A 16,948-nucleotide genomic window follows, 5' to 3' on the forward strand; every position below is an offset into this window, starting at 1 on the left:
GAGCCCTGAGCTGATGGCGGCCTATATCCTGCGCCGCCTTCTGCTGATGGTCCCCACCCTCTTCGGCGTCCTGCTCGTCTGTTTCGTCATCGTGCAATTCGTGCCCGGCGGCCCGGTGGAGCGGATCATCGGGCAATTGACCGGCCAAGGCGGCAATGCCATGGACCGCCTCGGCGGCGGCGGCGCCGATTTCGGCCAGAGCCAGCCCGACCTTGGCACCACCACCACCAACTCCAAATATCGCGGGGCGCAGGGACTGGACCCGGCCTTCATCGCCAGCCTCGAGAAACAGTTCGGCCTCGACAAGCCGCCGCTCGAACGCTTTGGCCTGCTTGTCTGGAACTATATCCGCTTCGATTTCGGCAAGAGCTACTTCCGCGACATCAGCGTGGTTGACCTCATAAAGGAGAAACTGCCGGTCTCGATCTCGCTCGGGCTGTGGACGACGCTGCTTTCCTACCTGATCTCGATTCCGATGGGCATCCGCAAGGCGATCAAGGACGGCTCCGCCTTCGACATTTGGACGAGCGCCGTGATCGTCGTCGGCTATGCCATACCCGGCTTCCTGTTCGGCATCATGCTGATCGTGTTCTTTGCCGGCGGGTCGTTCTTCGACTGGTTCCCGCTGCGCGGCCTGACGTCCAACAATTTCGGCGATCTCTCGTTCTTCGGCAAGATCGTCGACTATGCCTGGCACCTCGTGCTGCCGCTGACCGCAATCCTGCTCTCCGCCTTCGCCACGACGACGCTGTTGACCAAGAATTCGTTCCTCGACGAAATCCGCAAGCAATATGTGACGACGGCGCGCGCAAAGGGGCTGACAGAGCGGAAAATCCTCTATGGCCATGTCTTCCGCAATGCCATGCTGATCGTCGTATCCGGCTTTCCGGCCGCCTTCATCTCGATCTTCTTCACCGGCCAGCTGCTGATCGAGGCGATATTCTCGCTCGATGGTCTCGGCCTGCTCGGCTATGAATCCATCATCAATCGCGACTATCCCGTCGTCATAGCGACCGTCTACATTTTCGCCCTGGTCGGGGTGATCGTCAGCCTGCTTTCCGACCTGCTCTACACATGGATCGATCCGCGCATCGACTTCGAGCGGAGGGACGTCTGATGACGGATGTGGTCGGAGCTTCCCCCGCCTTGCCGCCACGCCAGCGGCTTTCGCCGCTCAATGCGCGGCGCTGGGAGAATTTCAAGGCGAACCGCCGCGGCTGGTGGGCGCTGTGGATATTCCTCTTCATCTTCGTCGCCTCGCTCTTCGCCGAGTTCATCGCCAATGACAAGCCGATCCTCGTCTCCTACAAGGGCGAGCTGCTGTTTCCCGTCCTCGTCGATTATCCCGAAGAGAAGTTCAACGGATTCTACGCCGTGACCGACTACCGCGATCCGGTGATCCAGGACGAGATAAACGCCAATGGCTGGGCGATCTGGCCGCCGATCCGTTATTCCTATCGCACGGTCAACAATGAACTGCCCGATACCGCGCCGTCCAAGCCTTCCTGGCTCTATACGCCGGAGGAGCGCTGCGCCCGCTACGAGAAGGGTGTGGACGACGCGAATTGCAACTTCGGCAACATGAACATCCTCGGCACCGACGACCAGGCGCGCGACGTGTTCGCGCGCGCGCTCTACGGCTTCCGGATCACGGTGTTGTTCGGCCTCATCCTCACCGCTGCTTCCGCCGTGGTCGGCGTGGCGGCGGGGGCGCTGCAGGGATATTTCGGCGGCTGGCTCGACCTTATCGGCCAGAGGCTGATCGAAATATGGTCATCGGTTCCGACGCTCTACCTGCTGCTGATCATGTCGTCCATCTTGCCGCCGGGCTTCTGGATTCTGCTGCTGATCATGCTGCTGTTCTCATGGGTCAGCTTCGTCGGCATCGTCCGCGCCGAGTTTCTGCGCGCCCGCAATTTCGAATATGTGAACGCCGCGCGAGCACTCGGCGTGCGCGACAGGACCATCATGCTCCGCCATTTGCTGCCGAACGCCATGGTCACGACGCTCACCTTCCTGCCTTTCATCATGAACGGGTCGATCACGACGTTGACGTCGCTCGACTTCCTCGGCTTCGGGCTTCCGCCCGGATCGGCCTCCCTCGGCGAGCTTCTGGCCCAGGGCAAGAACAACCTCCAGGCACCCTGGCTCGGCCTGACGGGCTTCGTGGTGATTTCGCTGATGCTGTCCCTGCTGATCTTCATCGGCGAGGCGACGCGTGATGCGTTCGATCCGAGAAAGGCATTCAAATGAGCGCGTCGCAGGCTCCCCTTCTCTCGGTAAGAGACCTTTCCGTCGCCTTCACCCAGGGCGAAAAGCAAAGCATGGCCGTCGACCATATCTCCTTCGACATCTTCCCAGGCGAAACCGTCGCCCTCGTCGGCGAATCCGGCTCCGGCAAGTCGGTCTCGGCGCTGTCCATCCTGAAGCTGCTGCCCTATCCGCCCGCTTCCCATCCATCCGGGCAGATCCTTTTCAATGGCGAGGACCTGCTCGACAAGGACGAGCGCGACCTGCGGCGCGTGCGCGGCAACGACATCACCATGATCTTCCAGGAGCCGATGACGTCGCTCAATCCGCTCCACACGATCGAAAAGCAGATCGGCGAGATATTGAAGCTGCATCAGGGCCTCGGCGACAGGGCGGCGCGCGAGCGGACGCTGACATTGCTGCAGGAAGTCGGCATCCGCGATCCCGAGAAACGGCTTGGCGCCTACCCGCATCAATTGTCGGGCGGACAGCGCCAACGCGTCATGATTGCAATGGCGCTCGCCAACCGGCCGAAACTGCTGATCGCAGACGAGCCAACGACGGCGCTCGACGTGACGGTGCAGGCGCAGATACTCGAGCTTCTCGCCGAGCTCAAATCGGCGCAGGGCATGTCGATGCTGTTCATCACCCACGATCTCGGCATCGTCCGCAAGATCGCCGACCGCGTTTGCGTGATGACCGGCGGCAAGATCGTCGAGACCGGCCCGACACGGGAGATATTCGACAATCCGCAGCACGCCTATACCAGGCATCTGCTGGCTGCCGAGCCGCGGGGCAATCCGCCGGGGGCCGATCTTTCGGCGGCGCCGGTCATGCGCGGCGAAAACGTCAAGGTCTGGTTCCCCATCAAGGAAGGTTTCCTGCGGCGCACCGTCGATCACGTCAAGGCGGTCGACGGCATCGACGTGACGATAAGGGCCGGCCAGACGCTTGGCGTCGTCGGCGAATCGGGCTCCGGCAAGACGACGCTTGGCCTGGCGCTGGCGCGGATGATCTCGTCCGAGGGCGTCATCCGCTTCGGCGAAACCGATATCAACCAGTACAGTTTCAAGCAGATGCGACCCCTGCGACGCGAGTTGCAGATCGTATTCCAGGATCCTTTCGGCTCATTGTCGCCGCGCATGTCCGTGGCCGACATCATCGCCGAGGGGCTGGAGGTGCACGAACCGCGCCTTTCCGCCCAGGACCGCGATGCCCGCGTCGTCTCGGCGCTGAAGGAGGTCAACCTCGACCCGGAGAACCGGTTCCGCTATCCGCACGAATTCTCCGGCGGGCAGCGCCAGCGCATCGCCATCGCGCGGGCAATGGTGCTCAATCCGCGTTTCGTCATGCTGGACGAGCCGACGTCGGCGCTCGACATGAGCGTTCAGGCGCAAGTGGTCGATCTCTTGCGCTCGCTGCAGCAGAGGCACAACCTCGCCTATCTCTTCATCAGCCACGACCTGAAGGTGGTCAAGGCGCTTGCCAATGACGTGCTCGTCATGCGCAATGGCAAGGCCGTGGAATATGGTACGGCGGAGGAGATATTTGCCCGTCCGAAGACGGAGTACACGAAGGCGCTGATGGCTGCAGCGTTCAGAATAGAGACAGCCGGAGAGGGAGCGGTTAGCGAATGACAAGCGAGGACAAGATTCTCCTGGCCCTGACGGGTTGGGATCCGGACGTGTGGCAAGCCGAATTCAGCAAGACGGCGCCGAACCGGCAGCTCGTCGTCGATCCGGACAGCGACCGCGCCAACATTCGCTATGCGCTGGTGTGGAAGCAGAAGCCGGGATCGCTGCAGAACCTGCCCAATCTGGAGGTCATCTTCTCGCTCGGCGCCGGTGTGGACCACGTCTTCCACGACCCGCACATTCCGGACGTGCCGATCGTCCGCATCGTGTCCCCCGACCTGACGATGCGCATGAGCGAATATGTCGTCTGGCAGGTTCTCGATCATCATCGGCTCGGCCTGCGCTACCGCCAGCAGCAGAGCCAGCGCATCTGGCATGAAGACCGCCGCCAGGCCGCCGCGCATGAGGTGACAGTGGGCATTCTCGGCCTCGGCGTCCTCGGGCGGGATGCCGCGCAGAAACTGCGCATGCTGGGCTTCCGCGTCAGCGGCTGGAGCCGCCGCCTGCAGACGATCGAAGGCGTGACCACGCATTATGGCCAGGATGGGCTGAAGGACTTCCTCAAGGACGTCGATATTATCGTCTGTCTGCTGCCGCTGACGCCGGACACCCGCAACATCCTGTCGATGAGCATGTTTGCCCAGCTGAAGAGCGAGGGACCGCTCGGTGCACCGGTGCTGATCAATGCCGGGCGCGGCGGGCTGCAGAACGAGGTGGACATCGTTGCGGCGCTCGAAAGGGGCATGCTCTCGGCGGTGACGCTCGACGTGTTCAACCAGGAGCCCCTGCCCAAGGACAGCCCGCTCTGGAAGCATCCGCAAGTCGTCATCACGCCCCATGCGGCAGCGAGTTCGAGCCCGCAGGCGCTCGTTCCCGAAATCGTGGCCCAGATGGAAGCCTATGAGCGGGGCGAGAAACTGCGCAACATCGTCGATAAGGCCGCGCAATATTAGGCGCGGCATTCCCCTCGCAAACGGTCAGGGCCGCCGGATGGAAGTGGGCTTGCCGTAGAGGTAGGAAATCCGCTCGATTGCCTCGGACAAGGGTTCGCGGGTGACGCTCATCGTGTCGCCGCTGGCATGGATCATGATCCTGTCGTCGGCCATGATGCCGACATGGCCTTTCCAGAACACGAGATCGCCCCTTTGGAGATTGCTGTAATCCCCGTTGGGTTCGAAGGGCGAGCCGATCGTTCGCTCCTGCTGGTCCGTATCGCGGAGAACATCGACGCCGGACATCATCAGCGCCAACTGGACGAGACCGGAGCAATCGATGCCGAAGCCGGAAGCGCCGCCCCACAGATAGGGCGTGTGCATGAGGCTTTCGGCAACTGCGACATAGTCCAGCGCTACCTGGTCGATCGGCACGATATGCCTGGCGATCACCGCTTCGCCGCTCGGCAGCATCGCATAGAGCGTTCCGCGCCGCTCCTGGCCGCCGACGACCGTCAGCAATGAGCCCATCGAGAGGGTCCTCAACCGGGGATAGCGCAGATCGGACCCGGCATAGACGAAAGTTCGCGGCGCTATGACGATATGGGTCGGTTCGTCCTTCCGCCTGTCGAGACTGGTATCGACCACATAGCCGACATAGCCGTCGCGCTCGTTCTGGATCCAGCACCAGCCATTGTAATCTTCGAACACCCGCACGTCGTCGCCAAGAAGCAGCTGCGTCGTCATTCCGCTGTCGCCGCGCGGCTCCGAGCGAACGTCGACCACCGGATCGGCGATGCGCATCGGCGTGGCTTCGACGAAACGCTCGGCGCTCACCTCGCCCTGAAGCGCCGCGTCGGCCAGATCGGGGCGGAACGCGTTCAACCTCGGATCCAGCTTGTCCTGTTCTTCTGTCACAATGGCAATTCCCTGGCTTTAGCGATGATGAGATCGCCCAATCGTTCGACGTACAGCGCACCCTTGACCGTGCGCCTGACAAGGACGTTGCGCCTGTCCTTGTCATCCCGGTGACGGTCCACCAGTCCATAGCCGCCCATTGTGTCGAGCGCACGGGTGATGACCGGCTTGGTAACGGATAATTTCGCCGCAAGGCCGCGTATCGTGTGCGGCGGAGGCTCCAGATAGATCGTCAGCAGTATCGCGAGCTGGCGCAGCGTCAGATCATGCGCGTCGTCGCGAACCTCCGATACGGCCATCTCCTTCCACAATGTGAGCGCCTGGATGGGCTTCAATTCTATCATCGATGGAGGGCGATCCCACGATCGTTTCGGTTCCGTTCCATCTTACCCCATCCTGCCCGAGGCGCAAGCATCACTGCGTGAAGCGCTGTTTCAGATGGTGATAGAGCGCCCGGATGGCCTGTGCCTCGCCGCCGATCGGCGCATGCGCCTTCTCGACCGGGTTCCAGCCGAATATGTCGAAATGCGCCCAGACCCTGGCCTTGCTGACGAAGCGCTGCAGGAACAGCGCCGCCGTGATCGAGCCCGCGAAGCCATCCGTCGTCACATTGTTCAGGTCGGCGATGCGCGAGGAGAGCTTGCTTTCATAGGGCTGCCAGAGCGGCATGCGCCAGACCGGGTCGGCAACGGCGGACGAGGCCTCGGCCATGGCCGCGGCGAAACCATCATCATTGGTGTAGAAAGGCGGCAGATCGGGGCCGAGCGCAACGCGCGCCGCGCCGGTCAGCGTCGCCATGTCGATGAGCAGTTCCGGTTCTTCCTCATCGGCCAGCGCAAGGGCATCGGCAAGCACCAGCCGCCCTTCCGCATCCGTATTGCCGATCTCCACCGTCAGCCCCTTGCGGCTGGTGAGCACGTCCCCCGGCCGGAATGCGTTGGCGGAGATGGCGTTCTCGACGGCCGGTATCAGCACGCGAAGCCGCACCGGCAGCCCGGAATCCATGATGATGCCCGCCAGCGCCAGCACATTCGCCGCGCCGCCCATGTCCTTCTTCATCAGAAGCATGCTGCTGGCCGGCTTGATGTCGAGGCCGCCGGTATCGAAGCATACGCCTTTCCCCACCAGCGTCACCTTCGGCGCGTCGCGCTTGCCCCAGCGGAGGTCGATGAGACGCGGCTCCTCGGCGCCGGCGCGCCCGACGGCGTGGATCATCGGCAGGTTCTTCTTGAGGAGAGCGGCTCCCTTGACGACCGAAATCGCCGCATCGTGCTGGCCAGCCAGCGCCTCGGCTTCCTTTTCAAGCGCGACGGGCCCCATGTCATTGGTCGGCGTGTTGATGAGATCGCGGGCCAGCGCAACGGCACGGGCAAGGCGCCGCACCTCGGCCTTGCCTGCCCCTTCCGGCGTCGCCAGACTGACGGTCTTTGTATCCTTCTTCAAATAGCGCGTGAACTTGTAGCCGCCGAGGAGAAAACCAAGCGCGACAAGCTCCGGATCGTCGGTGGTGCCGGCAATGTGCCACGCCCCTTCGGGCAGCCCGGTCGCGAGCTTGCCAGACACAAGCGGCGTCTCGCCCTTGCCGATGCCGAAGAGAGCTCCCGAGACCGTGCCGGCCGCGTCCGCAAGCAGCAGAAGCTTGCCGGCCTGGCCCTCGAAGCCATTGGCTCGCGCCCAGGCGATGGCCTTCGCATCGAGGCCGGCATCATCAAGGCCGCCCGTCCTGACAAACCAGATGGGCCGGCTGGTGCGCGTTTTCTTCGCGGTTATCTCGGCTGGCATGAAATTCTCCTGAACATTATCGAGCGGTCATCCCGCTTCATCTACCCGTTAATGTCCATTCTCGTCTGATTCAAGCGGCCTCAGACAGTGGCGAGCCGGTCGATGACCCATATGCCGAGGGGTGAAGACGGGAAGATCAGCAGCCCCGCCAATCCGAGCGCCAGACCATAGGGCACTCCCTCTTTCGCATCGCCCAGGCGGCGCAGGAATCCGATGCGGCTGGCATAGGCCAGCGTAACCGTCGAGCTGCGATATTTCAGGATTGCGATGGCGAGGAGCCCGCCGATCAGCGAGAGGCTGATGAAGTAGCTGGCGAGTTCGACGTTCCAGCCCATCCAGATGGCGGTGGCCGTCATGAGCTTTGCATCGCCGCCGCCCATTATTCCCGCGGCAAAGAGACCGAAGGTGGCGCAGAGGACGACGGCCCCGGCAGCAAAATGCATGGCGTAGACGTCCCAGCCCATGCCGGTGAAGGGTGCAAGCGCGGCAAAGGCGGCAATGAGGATGATCGAAACGCGATTCTGGATCGTCATGGACAGAAGATCCGACATGGCCGCGAAGGCCATGGCAAAGGGGAAGACAATGAGGATGGCCGCTTCGATCATCGTCAGTTCGTTGCCTGCGCCACCTGGTTTGCAACGCTCGTATAGAGCGCTTCTGCCGTGGTGCCGAGCGTTCCGACACTGCCAATGATGCCTATGCAGATGATGGAAGCGATGAGCGTATATTCGATGACGGTCGCGCCTGATTCATCCCGGCGGAAACTTTTAAGGACGTTGAACATTCTGGCGGCGCGATTTTTCATGTGGCAACTCTCACCGTTTGAGGGGTCGGCTCTGCCTGAAAAACTAGGGAAACCAGTTTGCGTTGAGTTTAAGAAACAGCCTTAGGAAAGGGTAAATCCGCCGCTTCATGGTCGCCGGCGGCGTTTCCGAGCCGCTATGCTTAATGATCCATTGCGGCGCTTGAGGCTTCTTTCATCCGCATTTGTCTTTGTGGAAGGTTTCGCCTATCTCTGGTGGGCAAGGACTATGGAGCATGGCATGGCGCGCGCCTTTCTGTTTGTGTTGGACTCATTCGGTATCGGCGGCGCGCCGGATGCCGCTGCATTCGGTGATGCCGGGGCCGACACCTATGGCCATATTTGGGAGGCATGCGCCGCGGGCAAGGCCGACAGGCCGGGGCTGCGCAGCGGCCCGCTGTCCCTGCCCAATCTCGACCGGCTGGGGCTTGCGCATGCCGCGAACCTGTCGACCGGGCTAGAACTCGCGCCGGATATCGATCAACCCTCCGGCCTTTGGGGCGCGGCGGAAGAAGTGTCCAAGGGCAAGGATACGCCATCCGGCCATTGGGAGATCGCCGGCGTACCCGTCAGCTTCGATTGGGGCTATTTCCCGCAGAAGATCCCTGCCTTTCCGGCCGAACTCGTGGCCGAGGCGACAAAGAAGGCCGCGATACCGGGCGTTCTCGGCGAAAAACACGCATCCGGCACCGAAATCATCGACGAATTCGGCGAGGAGCATATCCGCTCCGGCAAGCCGATATTCTACACGTCCACCGACAGTGTCCTGCAGATCGCCGCCCATGAGACGCATTTCGGGCTCGAGCGGCTATATGAGCTCTGCGGCATCGTGCGCGACCTCGTCGATCCGCTCAATATCGGCCGCGTCATCGCCCGCCCCTTCATCGGCGAAAGCAAGGGCGAATTCACCCGCACCGGCAATCGCCGCGACTATTCGGTACTGCCGCCAGAACCGACGCTGCTCGACCGTCTCAAGGATTCCGGTCGCAAGGTGATCGCAATCGGCAAGATCGGCGATATCTTTGCGCATCAGGGCATCAGCGAAGTGCGCAAAGCCAACGGCAACATGGCGCTGTTCGATACCACGCTCGACGCAATGGACGATGCCGGCGACGGTGACCTGGTTTTCACGAATTTTGTCGATTTCGACATGCTCTACGGGCATCGCCGCGATGTGGCAGGTTATGCCGCCGCGCTGGAGGCCTTCGACCGCCGCCTGCCCGAGGCGTTGGGCAAGCTGCGCGAGGGCGACCTTCTCGTCATTACCGCCGACCATGGCTGCGATCCCACTTTCAGGGGCACCGACCATACAAGAGAGCGCGTGCCCGTGCTTTGTGCCGGCCCCGGCCTGCCGCGCTCGAGCCTCGGTGTCAGGCGCAGCTTCGCCGATATTGGCGAGACCATAGCCGCGCATCTTGGAGCAATTGCCGGGCCGCATGGCCGAAGCTTCCTCGGCGGCAGCACAGCAAATGCCTGAACTGCCCGAGGTAGAAACAGTCAAGCGTGGTCTGCAGCCCTTCATGGAAGGCGCCATCATCGCCGATGTGGAACAACGACGCCCGGATCTGCGCTTTCCCTTTCCGGCCGAATTTCCCCAGCGATTGAACGGACGCACGATCACTTCGCTGGAACGGCGGGCGAAATACCTGATCGTCCATCTCGACAATGGGCTCGATATCCTGAGCCACCTCGGCATGTCCGGCTCCTTCAGGATCGAAGAACCGGCGGGCAACGCCGAGCCCGGGCAGTTTCACCACGACCGTTCCAGGAACAGCGCGCATGACCATGTCGTCTTTCATCTCGAGACGAAGGACGGCACGGGGCGGCGCATTGTCTATAATGACCCGCGGCGATTCGGCTTCATGCTGCTTTCGGAGCCCGGCATGTTGAACAGCCATCCGCTCTTGAAGGACCTCGGCGTGGACCCGACGGGCAACCGCCTGGATGGGGACTTGCTGGCGCGACTGTTTTCCCGGAAGGCGGCGCCGCTCAAGGCCGCACTTCTCGACCAGAAGCTGATCGCGGGCCTCGGCAATATATATGTGTGCGAAGCGCTGTGGCGCGCCCAACTGCTGCCTGACCGGCCGGCGGGCAGCATTTCCGGACGCGGCGGCGAAGCGACCGCGATGTCCGACCGCCTGGCGGACGCCATTCGCTCCGTCATTGCGGATGCCATCAAGGCCGGCGGTTCCAGCTTGAAGGACTATCGGCAGGCCAGTGGCGAGCTCGGCTATTTCCAGCACTCCTTTTCAGTCTACGATCGCGAGGGCACCGCTTGCCCCCGCCCCGGTTGCCATGGCACGGTGTCCCGCATCGTCCAGAGCGGCCGGTCGACATTCTATTGTCCCGTCTGCCAGCATTGATCAGTGAGGAGATTGAAATGGCGTATGAGAATATCCTGGTCGAAACGCGCGAGAAAGTGGGCTTCATCCAGCTCAATCGGCCAAAGGCCCTCAATGCGCTCAACTCGGCGCTGCTGGCGGAACTTGCGGAAGCTCTCGAAACGCTCGACAAGAACCCGCGCATCGGCGCCGTCATCATCACCGGGTCCGAAAAGGCATTCGCGGCCGGCGCGGATATAAAGGAGATGCAGGGCCTCACCTTCGCCGACGCCTATCTCGCCGATTATTTCAGCGAATGGGAGCGCGTGACGCGGCTGCGCAAACCGCTCATCGCCGCGGTCGCCGGCTATGCCCTCGGCGGCGGCTGCGAACTCGCCATGATGTGCGATTTCATCATCGCCGCCGATACCGCCAAGTTCGGGCAGCCCGAGATCACCTTGGGCGTCATGCCCGGCATGGGCGGCTCGCAGCGGCTCACCCGCTTCGTGGGCAAATCCAAGGCCATGGACATGTGCCTGACCGGCCGGATGATGGACGCAGCCGAGGCGGAACGCAGCGGGCTGGTATCGCGCGTGGTGCCGGCGAGCGATCTCATCGAGGAGGCCTTCAAGGCGGCGCACAAGATCGCCTCCTTCTCCCTGCCTTCCGTGCTGATGACCAAGGAGACCGTCAATCGCGCCTACGAGACCACACTGCAGGAAGGCCTGCGGTTCGAACGGAGGGTGTTTCATTCCATGTTCGCGCTCGAGGACCAGAAAGAAGGCATGGCTGCCTTCGCCGAAAAGCGCACTGCCAATTTTAAGAACAAATGATGCGGCAAGCAGGGAGCGCATTTTCGCCAGCAGCCATCGATTCCAAGTTGACGCATCGGCAAAGCTCATCTATAAGCCCGGTCAACGTTCGGTGGCCCTTGGCCGCCCTATTATTTTGTGACGACTGCTTTGCGCGGTCGATTAGCTGACAGAAAAGAGAGGCAACATGGCCAACACTCCTTCGGCCAAGAAGGCGGCGCGCAAGATTGAAGCCCGCACCGAAGTCAACAAATCCCGCCGTTCGCGCGTGCGTACCTTCCTTCGCAAGTTCGAAGATGCGGTCGCAAGCGGTGACCAGGCAGCAGCAGCTCTCGCATTCAAGGCAGTCGAGCCGGAAGTAATGCGGGCCGCTTCCAAGGGCGTCATTCACAAGAATACCGCTTCCCGCAAGGTATCTCGTCTGTCGGCCCGCCTGAAGGGCATGACCGCCTGATAGAACAGTTCCAATCCTTCTAAAAACCCGGCTACCTCGTTAGCCGGGTTTTTTTATTGTGCCTTTTTTGCCAGGTGGCGGCCATTTCCGGTCAAAACCAACAACTTACCAAATGCTTGACATATGCTTGTCACACGGCGCCTCATACAAAAAGCGACAACCATCTTTTGTTATTTAAAATCAATGGCTTGTCGAAGGAGAGGGGCTCCCCTAAAACCGCGCCGCCGGATTCTCCGGCACCAGTTGATGTCAAGCGAATATTTAATATTTTTTTTTGCTCGCCGGACTCCGCGCTGCAACAAAATGTGTGGCCTAAAAAAGGCGTTGAATCCGAACGTTTTTTCGCCCTTGTCTCGGATACGGTTAAAAAAATCGCAAATCCGTTAACCTTTAATTCATCAAAATTCCGGTTCCTCGCACTTGCCCTCACCGCATAGGTTTTTGTAAGGTCCAGACATCAAAGGGGTGGGCATATACCCATTTAACAGGCTTATAAAATTCTGGTTGTAAACGCGGATCACGATTTGCGTAACGGGTAGTTTTTGTCAGTACCCAGGTCCTGAGGGATTTGGGCTGTTTCCACAAATGAGCGTGCTGACGGCGCTGGCGCGAGCCGGGCGTGAGTCTTGTTGCGCCAAAACTTGAGAAGGACACAAAGGTGGCAAGTACGAACATGGGCGAACGCATTTCAAGCCAAATCTGCCTCAGAGTGAAAACGACGTATTAGTATTGCAGGCAAGCCAGCCTGGGCTGGCATCCATTTGTCCGGCGTGGGGCCGGCACCGAGAAATATACGGGCGCTAGACCCGACAAAAATATCAGAATGAGGCGATGACATGAACAGCGGAATTGTGGAGAACGGTCGGGAATCAGCCGTTGCCCCGCTCCAGGTGGACGAGGGGAAAAAGATGGAACTGGCCGCCAATGATGGCGAGATCATTTTCGAGCGCGTCAAGCTGAAGCTGAAGGCGAAACTTGGAAGTGAGGTATATTCGAGCTGGTTCGGGCGCCTTAAACTCGACGAGACGTCCAAGAGCATCGTCCGTCTCTCCGTACCGACCGCCTTCCTGCGTTCCTGGATCAACAATCACTACGCCGATATGATCGCCGCACTCTGGCGCGAGGAGGACGAGCAGGTTCTCAAGGTGGAGATCGTCTTCCGCAGCGCCAGCCGTTCGCTTCGTCCGGCCTGCGAGAGCGAAGCCGCGCTTCGTGCCGAGCCCCTCGGCGACAAGGCCGGTCCGGCCCGTGACAAGCCCGTCTTCGCCGTCGGTGGCATGCACGACAAGAAGCCGGCCGTTCCGTTCAGCGACAAGACGCAGAACGCCGTTTTCGGCTCGCCGCTCGATCCGCGCTACACATTCGACACTTTCGTCGATGGCACGCCCAATCGCGTGGCGCTGGCCGCAGCGCGCACCATTGCCGATGCCGGCGCGAGCGCTGTCCGCTTCAATCCGCTCTTCATCCATGCTTCGGTCGGCCTGGGCAAGACCCACCTGCTGCAAGCCATTGCCGCCGAGGCGCTGAAGCGTCCCGAACGTGCGCGCGTCGTCTATCTGACGGCCGAATATTTCATGTGGCGTTTCGCTACGGCGATCCGCGACAACAATGCCTTGTCTTTCAAGGAGCAGCTCCGCGACATCGACCTGCTGATCATCGACGACATGCAGTTCCTGCAGGGCAAATCCATCCAGCATGAATTCTGCCACCTCATCAACACGCTCCTCGACAGCGCCAAGCAGGTCGTCGTTGCAGCCGATCGTCCGCCATCGGAGCTGGAATCACTCGATCCGCGCGTCCGCTCGCGTCTCCAGGGTGGCGTAGCGCTGGAAATGGCTGCGCCTGACTATGCGATGCGCCTCGAAATCCTCAAGCGCCGCCTGGCCGCGGCTCAGGAAGAGGACAAGACGCTCGATATTGCTCAAGAGATTCTCGACCATGTGGCCCGTTCGGTCACCGGCAGCGGACGTGAACTGGAAGGAGCGTTCAACCAGCTCCTGTTCCGCCAGACCTTCGAACCGAACCTTTCGGTCGATCGGGTCGACGAACTCCTGAGCCATCTCATGCGCGGCGGCGAAGCAAAGCGTATCCGCATCGAGGAAATCCAGCGGATCGTTTCGCGTCACTACAATGTTTCCAAGCAGGATCTTCTGTCCAACCGGCGTACCCGCACCATCGTCAAGCCGCGCCAGATCGCCATGTATCTGGCCAAGATGATGACACCGCGTTCCCTGCCGGAAATCGGGCGCCGGTTTGGCGGGCGGGATCACACCACCGTCCTGCATGCCGTGCGCAAGATCGAGGACATTGTCGGCAAGGACCAGAAACTGTCGCAGGAACTCGAATTGCTGAAGCGCCTGATCAACGATCAGGCTCAATAAGGCCCATTTGCCGGGCTTTGATACTTATCAACAGAAAGGCTGCGGCGTTGGCATGTGATGTCCGCCGCAGACTTGCTTTTTCACATTGATTTCTGCCAATTTGGCTGACCCAGAGGGATATCCTCCCACAGACAGCCGCACACAGGGCTGAAGTCAGCGAGACCGGTTTTATCATGCGTGTAACACTTGAACGTTCCAACCTCCTGAAGTCGCTTAATCATGTCCATCGCGTGGTCGAACGACGCAATACGATACCGATCCTGTCGAACGTTCTCCTGCAGGCCGAAGGCGAGAACCTTGCCCTGAAAGCCACCGATCTCGACCTCGAGGTTACGGAGGCGACGGCTGCCCAGATCGACCAGTCGGGCGCGACGACGGTGCCGGCGCATCTTCTTTACGATATCGTGCGCAAGCTGCCGGACGGTGCGGAGGTGCTTCTTGCCACCAATGCCGACGGCAATTCGATGGCGGTCACGTCGGGACGGTCCAGCTTCCGCCTGCAATGCCTGCCGCAATCGGATTTTCCCGAGCTGACGGCCGGTTCCTTCACGCACACATTCCGCATTCCTTCGAGCGCGCTCAAGACGCTCATCGATCGCACGCAGTTTGCGATCTCGACCGAGGAAACCCGCTATTACCTCAATGGCATCTATCTTCATGCAATCGAGAGCGAAGGCGCCCTGAAGCTGCGGGCCGTGGCCACGGACGGCCACCGCCTCGCCCGCGCCGAGCTCGAAGCGCCTGCCGGTACCGAGGGCATGCCCGGCATCATCGTTCCGCGCAAGACCGTGGCCGAATTGCAGAAACTGGTCGATGATCCGGATCTGGTGATAACCGTCGAGCTCTCCGAGACGAAGATCCGCTTCACGATCGGCTCCGTCGTGCTCACCTCGAAGCTGATCGACGGCACCTTCCCGGACTATCAACGCGTTATTCCATCGGGCAATGACAAGAAGCTGACGATCGACCGCCAGAGCTTCGCCGCCGCGGTGGATCGCGTTTCGACGATTTCCAGCGAGCGCGGCCGGGCGGTCAAGCTTTCGATCACCGATGGCCAGTTGACCCTTACCGTCAACAATCCCGATTCAGGCAGCGCGACGGACGAGCTTGCGGCCGAATATGACGCAGATCCGATCGAAATCGGCTTCAACGCCAAGTATCTGCTGGATATTACTGCGCAATTGAGCGGATCGGAGGCCATATTCATGCTTGCCGATGCCGGTTCGCCCACGCTGGTCCGCGATACGGGCGATGCGAATTCGCTCTATGTCCTGATGCCGATGCGGGTCTAGGCCGGCTGCGCGTTCCGTCACCGGTATAATGGAGGGGTGTAGCAGCCCTGTGATCTTTCATGGCTGATGCTCTCGATCAGGACGGACAGCGCCCATCGCGCGTTGCGATCAGCCGGCTCAAGCTGGCGAATTTCCGCAATTACGAGACATTGTCGCTGAAGCTTGCGCCTTCCCACGTGGTTTTCACCGGAGAGAACGGCGCTGGCAAGACCAATCTTCTGGAAGCGATTTCGTTTCTCTCGCCCGGCCGCGGGCTGCGGCGGGCCACCTATACCGATGTGACGCGCGAAGGCGCCGCCGATGGTTTCGCCATTCACGCGACGATCGACAATCCGCAGGGCAGCGTCGAGATCGGCACCGGCCTTGCCGGCAACGCCGCGGGTGATACGGGACGCCGGGTTCGCGTCAATGGCGTTACCGTTGCGAGCGCCGATGAACTCCTCGACTATTCGCGCGTCCTCTGGCTCGTCCCGGCAATGGACGGGCTGTTCACCGGCGCGGCGGCAGACCGAAGGCGCTTCCTCGACCGCATGGTCCTCGCCATCGACCCGGCGCATGGCAGGCGCGTCCTCGACTACGACAAGGCGATGCGCAGCCGCAACCGCCTCCTCGCGGAAGATCGCGGCAATGACGCATGGCTGGATGCGATCGAAACGCCCATGGCAGAGCTCGGCATCGCCATCGCGGCCGCCCGCGCCGAGCTGATGCGCCTGATCAATGGCATGATCGAGCGGCTGCCGGACGATACGCCGTTTCCAAAGGCCGATTGTTTTCTCGACGGGGAGCTTGAGCAGCGCGTCGGCATTGAGGCCGCGACAGACATAGAGGAGACGTTTCGGCGGGCGCTCCATGAGGGACGAAGCCGCGATCGCGCCGCAGGACGCACCCTGACGGGCCCGCATCGCTCCGACCTGACCGTCCGCCACCGGCCGAAAGCCATGCCCGCCGCTCTCTGTTCGACCGGCGAGCAGAAGGCGCTGTTGATCGGCCTGGTGCTGTCGCATGGGCGACTGACGGGCGAACTTTCGGGAATGGCGCCGATCCTGCTGCTTGACGAGATCGCCGCGCATCTCGACGAAGGCCGCAGGGCCGCACTATTCAACATTATCGACGAGCTTGGCGGCCAGGCATTCATGACCGGTACCGATCAGGCCCTCTTCTCGAGCCTGTCGGATCGTGCGCAGTTCTTCACCGTGTCGCACGGCGCTGTCGAGGCTGCCCGAACATAGTCTTCGGCAAGCACAACCAGACAATAAGAGTGGATTAACGCCCGAAGCGGGTCTTTTGGTGCAAGTTTTACTTGCAACCCCGAAACATGAAGTAACTACTGTCCCAATCTGACGCATATTTAATGATGGGAGAGCATTCAT

The 16,948-nt window shown here is 61.3% G+C and carries 16 protein-coding genes; 11 read left to right on the forward strand and 5 right to left on the reverse strand.

All coding sequences use genetic code 11. From position 1 onward, the window contains the following. Positions 1-13 precede the first annotated feature (13 nt). Genes M8997_RS06655 through M8997_RS06670 form a run of 4 tightly spaced genes read left to right on the forward strand, consistent with a single transcriptional unit; the run spans position 14 to position 4,837 of the window. Complete coding sequence (locus M8997_RS06655; RefSeq protein ID WP_250019151.1) at positions 14-1,117, forward strand: microcin C ABC transporter permease YejB; 1,104 nt, start codon at positions 14-16, stop codon at positions 1,115-1,117. After that, positions 1,117-2,253, forward strand: coding sequence for an ABC transporter permease (locus M8997_RS06660; RefSeq protein ID WP_250019152.1), 1,137 nt, complete (start codon positions 1,117-1,119; stop codon positions 2,251-2,253). Before M8997_RS06655 ends, M8997_RS06660 begins: the two co-directional genes overlap by 1 nt. Then, the gene (locus M8997_RS06665) at positions 2,250-3,887 is read left to right on the forward strand and encodes an ABC transporter ATP-binding protein (RefSeq protein WP_250019153.1); all 1,638 of its coding nucleotides are present in this window, start codon (positions 2,250-2,252) and stop codon (positions 3,885-3,887) included. The genes M8997_RS06660 and M8997_RS06665 overlap by 4 nt, the downstream gene beginning before the upstream one ends. Then, the gene (locus M8997_RS06670) at positions 3,884-4,837 is read left to right on the forward strand and encodes a glyoxylate/hydroxypyruvate reductase A (protein ID WP_250019154.1); all 954 of its coding nucleotides are present in this window, start codon (positions 3,884-3,886) and stop codon (positions 4,835-4,837) included. The genes M8997_RS06665 and M8997_RS06670 overlap by 4 nt, the downstream gene beginning before the upstream one ends. A gap of 24 nt (positions 4,838-4,861) precedes the next feature. Here M8997_RS06670 and M8997_RS06675 read toward each other — a convergent pair whose 3' ends face one another. The 5 genes from M8997_RS06675 to M8997_RS06695 all read right to left on the reverse strand — a co-directional run bounded on the left by M8997_RS06675 (position 4,862) and on the right by M8997_RS06695 (position 8,321). After that, positions 4,862-5,734, reverse strand: coding sequence for an NlpC/P60 family protein (locus M8997_RS06675; RefSeq protein ID WP_250019155.1), 873 nt, complete (start codon positions 5,732-5,734; stop codon positions 4,862-4,864). Then, positions 5,731-6,078 carry a MarR family winged helix-turn-helix transcriptional regulator gene (locus M8997_RS06680; RefSeq protein ID WP_250019156.1) on the reverse strand — a complete coding sequence of 116 codons (348 nt, stop codon included), beginning with the start codon at positions 6,076-6,078 and terminating at the stop codon, positions 5,731-5,733. The genes M8997_RS06675 and M8997_RS06680 overlap by 4 nt, the downstream gene beginning before the upstream one ends. Before the next feature lie 70 nt (positions 6,079-6,148). Next, positions 6,149-7,516, reverse strand: a complete 1,368-nt coding sequence (locus M8997_RS06685; RefSeq protein ID WP_250019157.1) for a M17 family metallopeptidase — start codon at positions 7,514-7,516, stop codon at positions 6,149-6,151. Between the two features lie 80 nt (positions 7,517-7,596). Further along, the gene (locus M8997_RS06690; protein WP_250019158.1) at positions 7,597-8,121 is read right to left on the reverse strand and encodes a prepilin peptidase; all 525 of its coding nucleotides are present in this window, start codon (positions 8,119-8,121) and stop codon (positions 7,597-7,599) included. Positions 8,122-8,123: 2 nt separating this feature from the next. Beyond that, positions 8,124-8,321 (reverse strand): Flp family type IVb pilin, encoded by a 198-nt coding sequence (locus M8997_RS06695; RefSeq protein WP_250019159.1) that lies wholly within the window; start codon positions 8,319-8,321, stop codon positions 8,124-8,126. A 238-nt stretch (positions 8,322-8,559) separates the two neighbouring features. Between M8997_RS06695 and M8997_RS06700 the strand changes: the two genes are divergently transcribed. The 7 genes from M8997_RS06700 (at position 8,560) to recF (ending at position 16,807) form a co-directional block, all read left to right on the forward strand. Then, a complete protein-coding gene (locus M8997_RS06700; protein ID WP_250019160.1) occupies positions 8,560-9,795 on the forward strand; it encodes a phosphopentomutase in 1,236 nt (411 codons plus the stop codon). After that, positions 9,788-10,681, forward strand: a complete 894-nt coding sequence (gene mutM / locus M8997_RS06705) for a bifunctional DNA-formamidopyrimidine glycosylase/DNA-(apurinic or apyrimidinic site) lyase (RefSeq protein WP_250019161.1) — start codon at positions 9,788-9,790, stop codon at positions 10,679-10,681. The genes M8997_RS06700 and mutM overlap by 8 nt, the downstream gene beginning before the upstream one ends. Before the next feature lie 17 nt (positions 10,682-10,698). Then, a complete protein-coding gene (locus tag M8997_RS06710) occupies positions 10,699-11,472 on the forward strand; it encodes an enoyl-CoA hydratase (RefSeq protein ID WP_250019162.1) in 774 nt (257 codons plus the stop codon). Positions 11,473-11,638: 166 nt separating this feature from the next. Further along, the gene (gene rpsT / locus M8997_RS06715; protein ID WP_250019163.1) at positions 11,639-11,905 is read left to right on the forward strand and encodes a 30S ribosomal protein S20; all 267 of its coding nucleotides are present in this window, start codon (positions 11,639-11,641) and stop codon (positions 11,903-11,905) included. Positions 11,906-12,813: 908 nt separating this feature from the next. Further along, positions 12,814-14,286 (forward strand): chromosomal replication initiator protein DnaA, encoded by a 1,473-nt coding sequence (gene dnaA / locus M8997_RS06720; protein ID WP_371929552.1) that lies wholly within the window; start codon positions 12,814-12,816, stop codon positions 14,284-14,286. Positions 14,287-14,459: 173 nt separating this feature from the next. After that, positions 14,460-15,578, forward strand: coding sequence for a DNA polymerase III subunit beta (dnaN, locus tag M8997_RS06725; RefSeq protein WP_250019165.1), 1,119 nt, complete (start codon positions 14,460-14,462; stop codon positions 15,576-15,578). A 59-nt stretch (positions 15,579-15,637) separates the two neighbouring features. Further along, positions 15,638-16,807, forward strand: coding sequence for a DNA replication/repair protein RecF (recF, locus tag M8997_RS06730; RefSeq protein ID WP_250019166.1), 1,170 nt, complete (start codon positions 15,638-15,640; stop codon positions 16,805-16,807). Positions 16,808-16,948: the final 141 nt, after the last annotated feature.

The organism is Phyllobacterium sp. 21LDTY02-6, assembly GCF_023554255.2.
GTDB lineage: Bacteria > Pseudomonadota > Alphaproteobacteria > Rhizobiales > Rhizobiaceae > Phyllobacterium.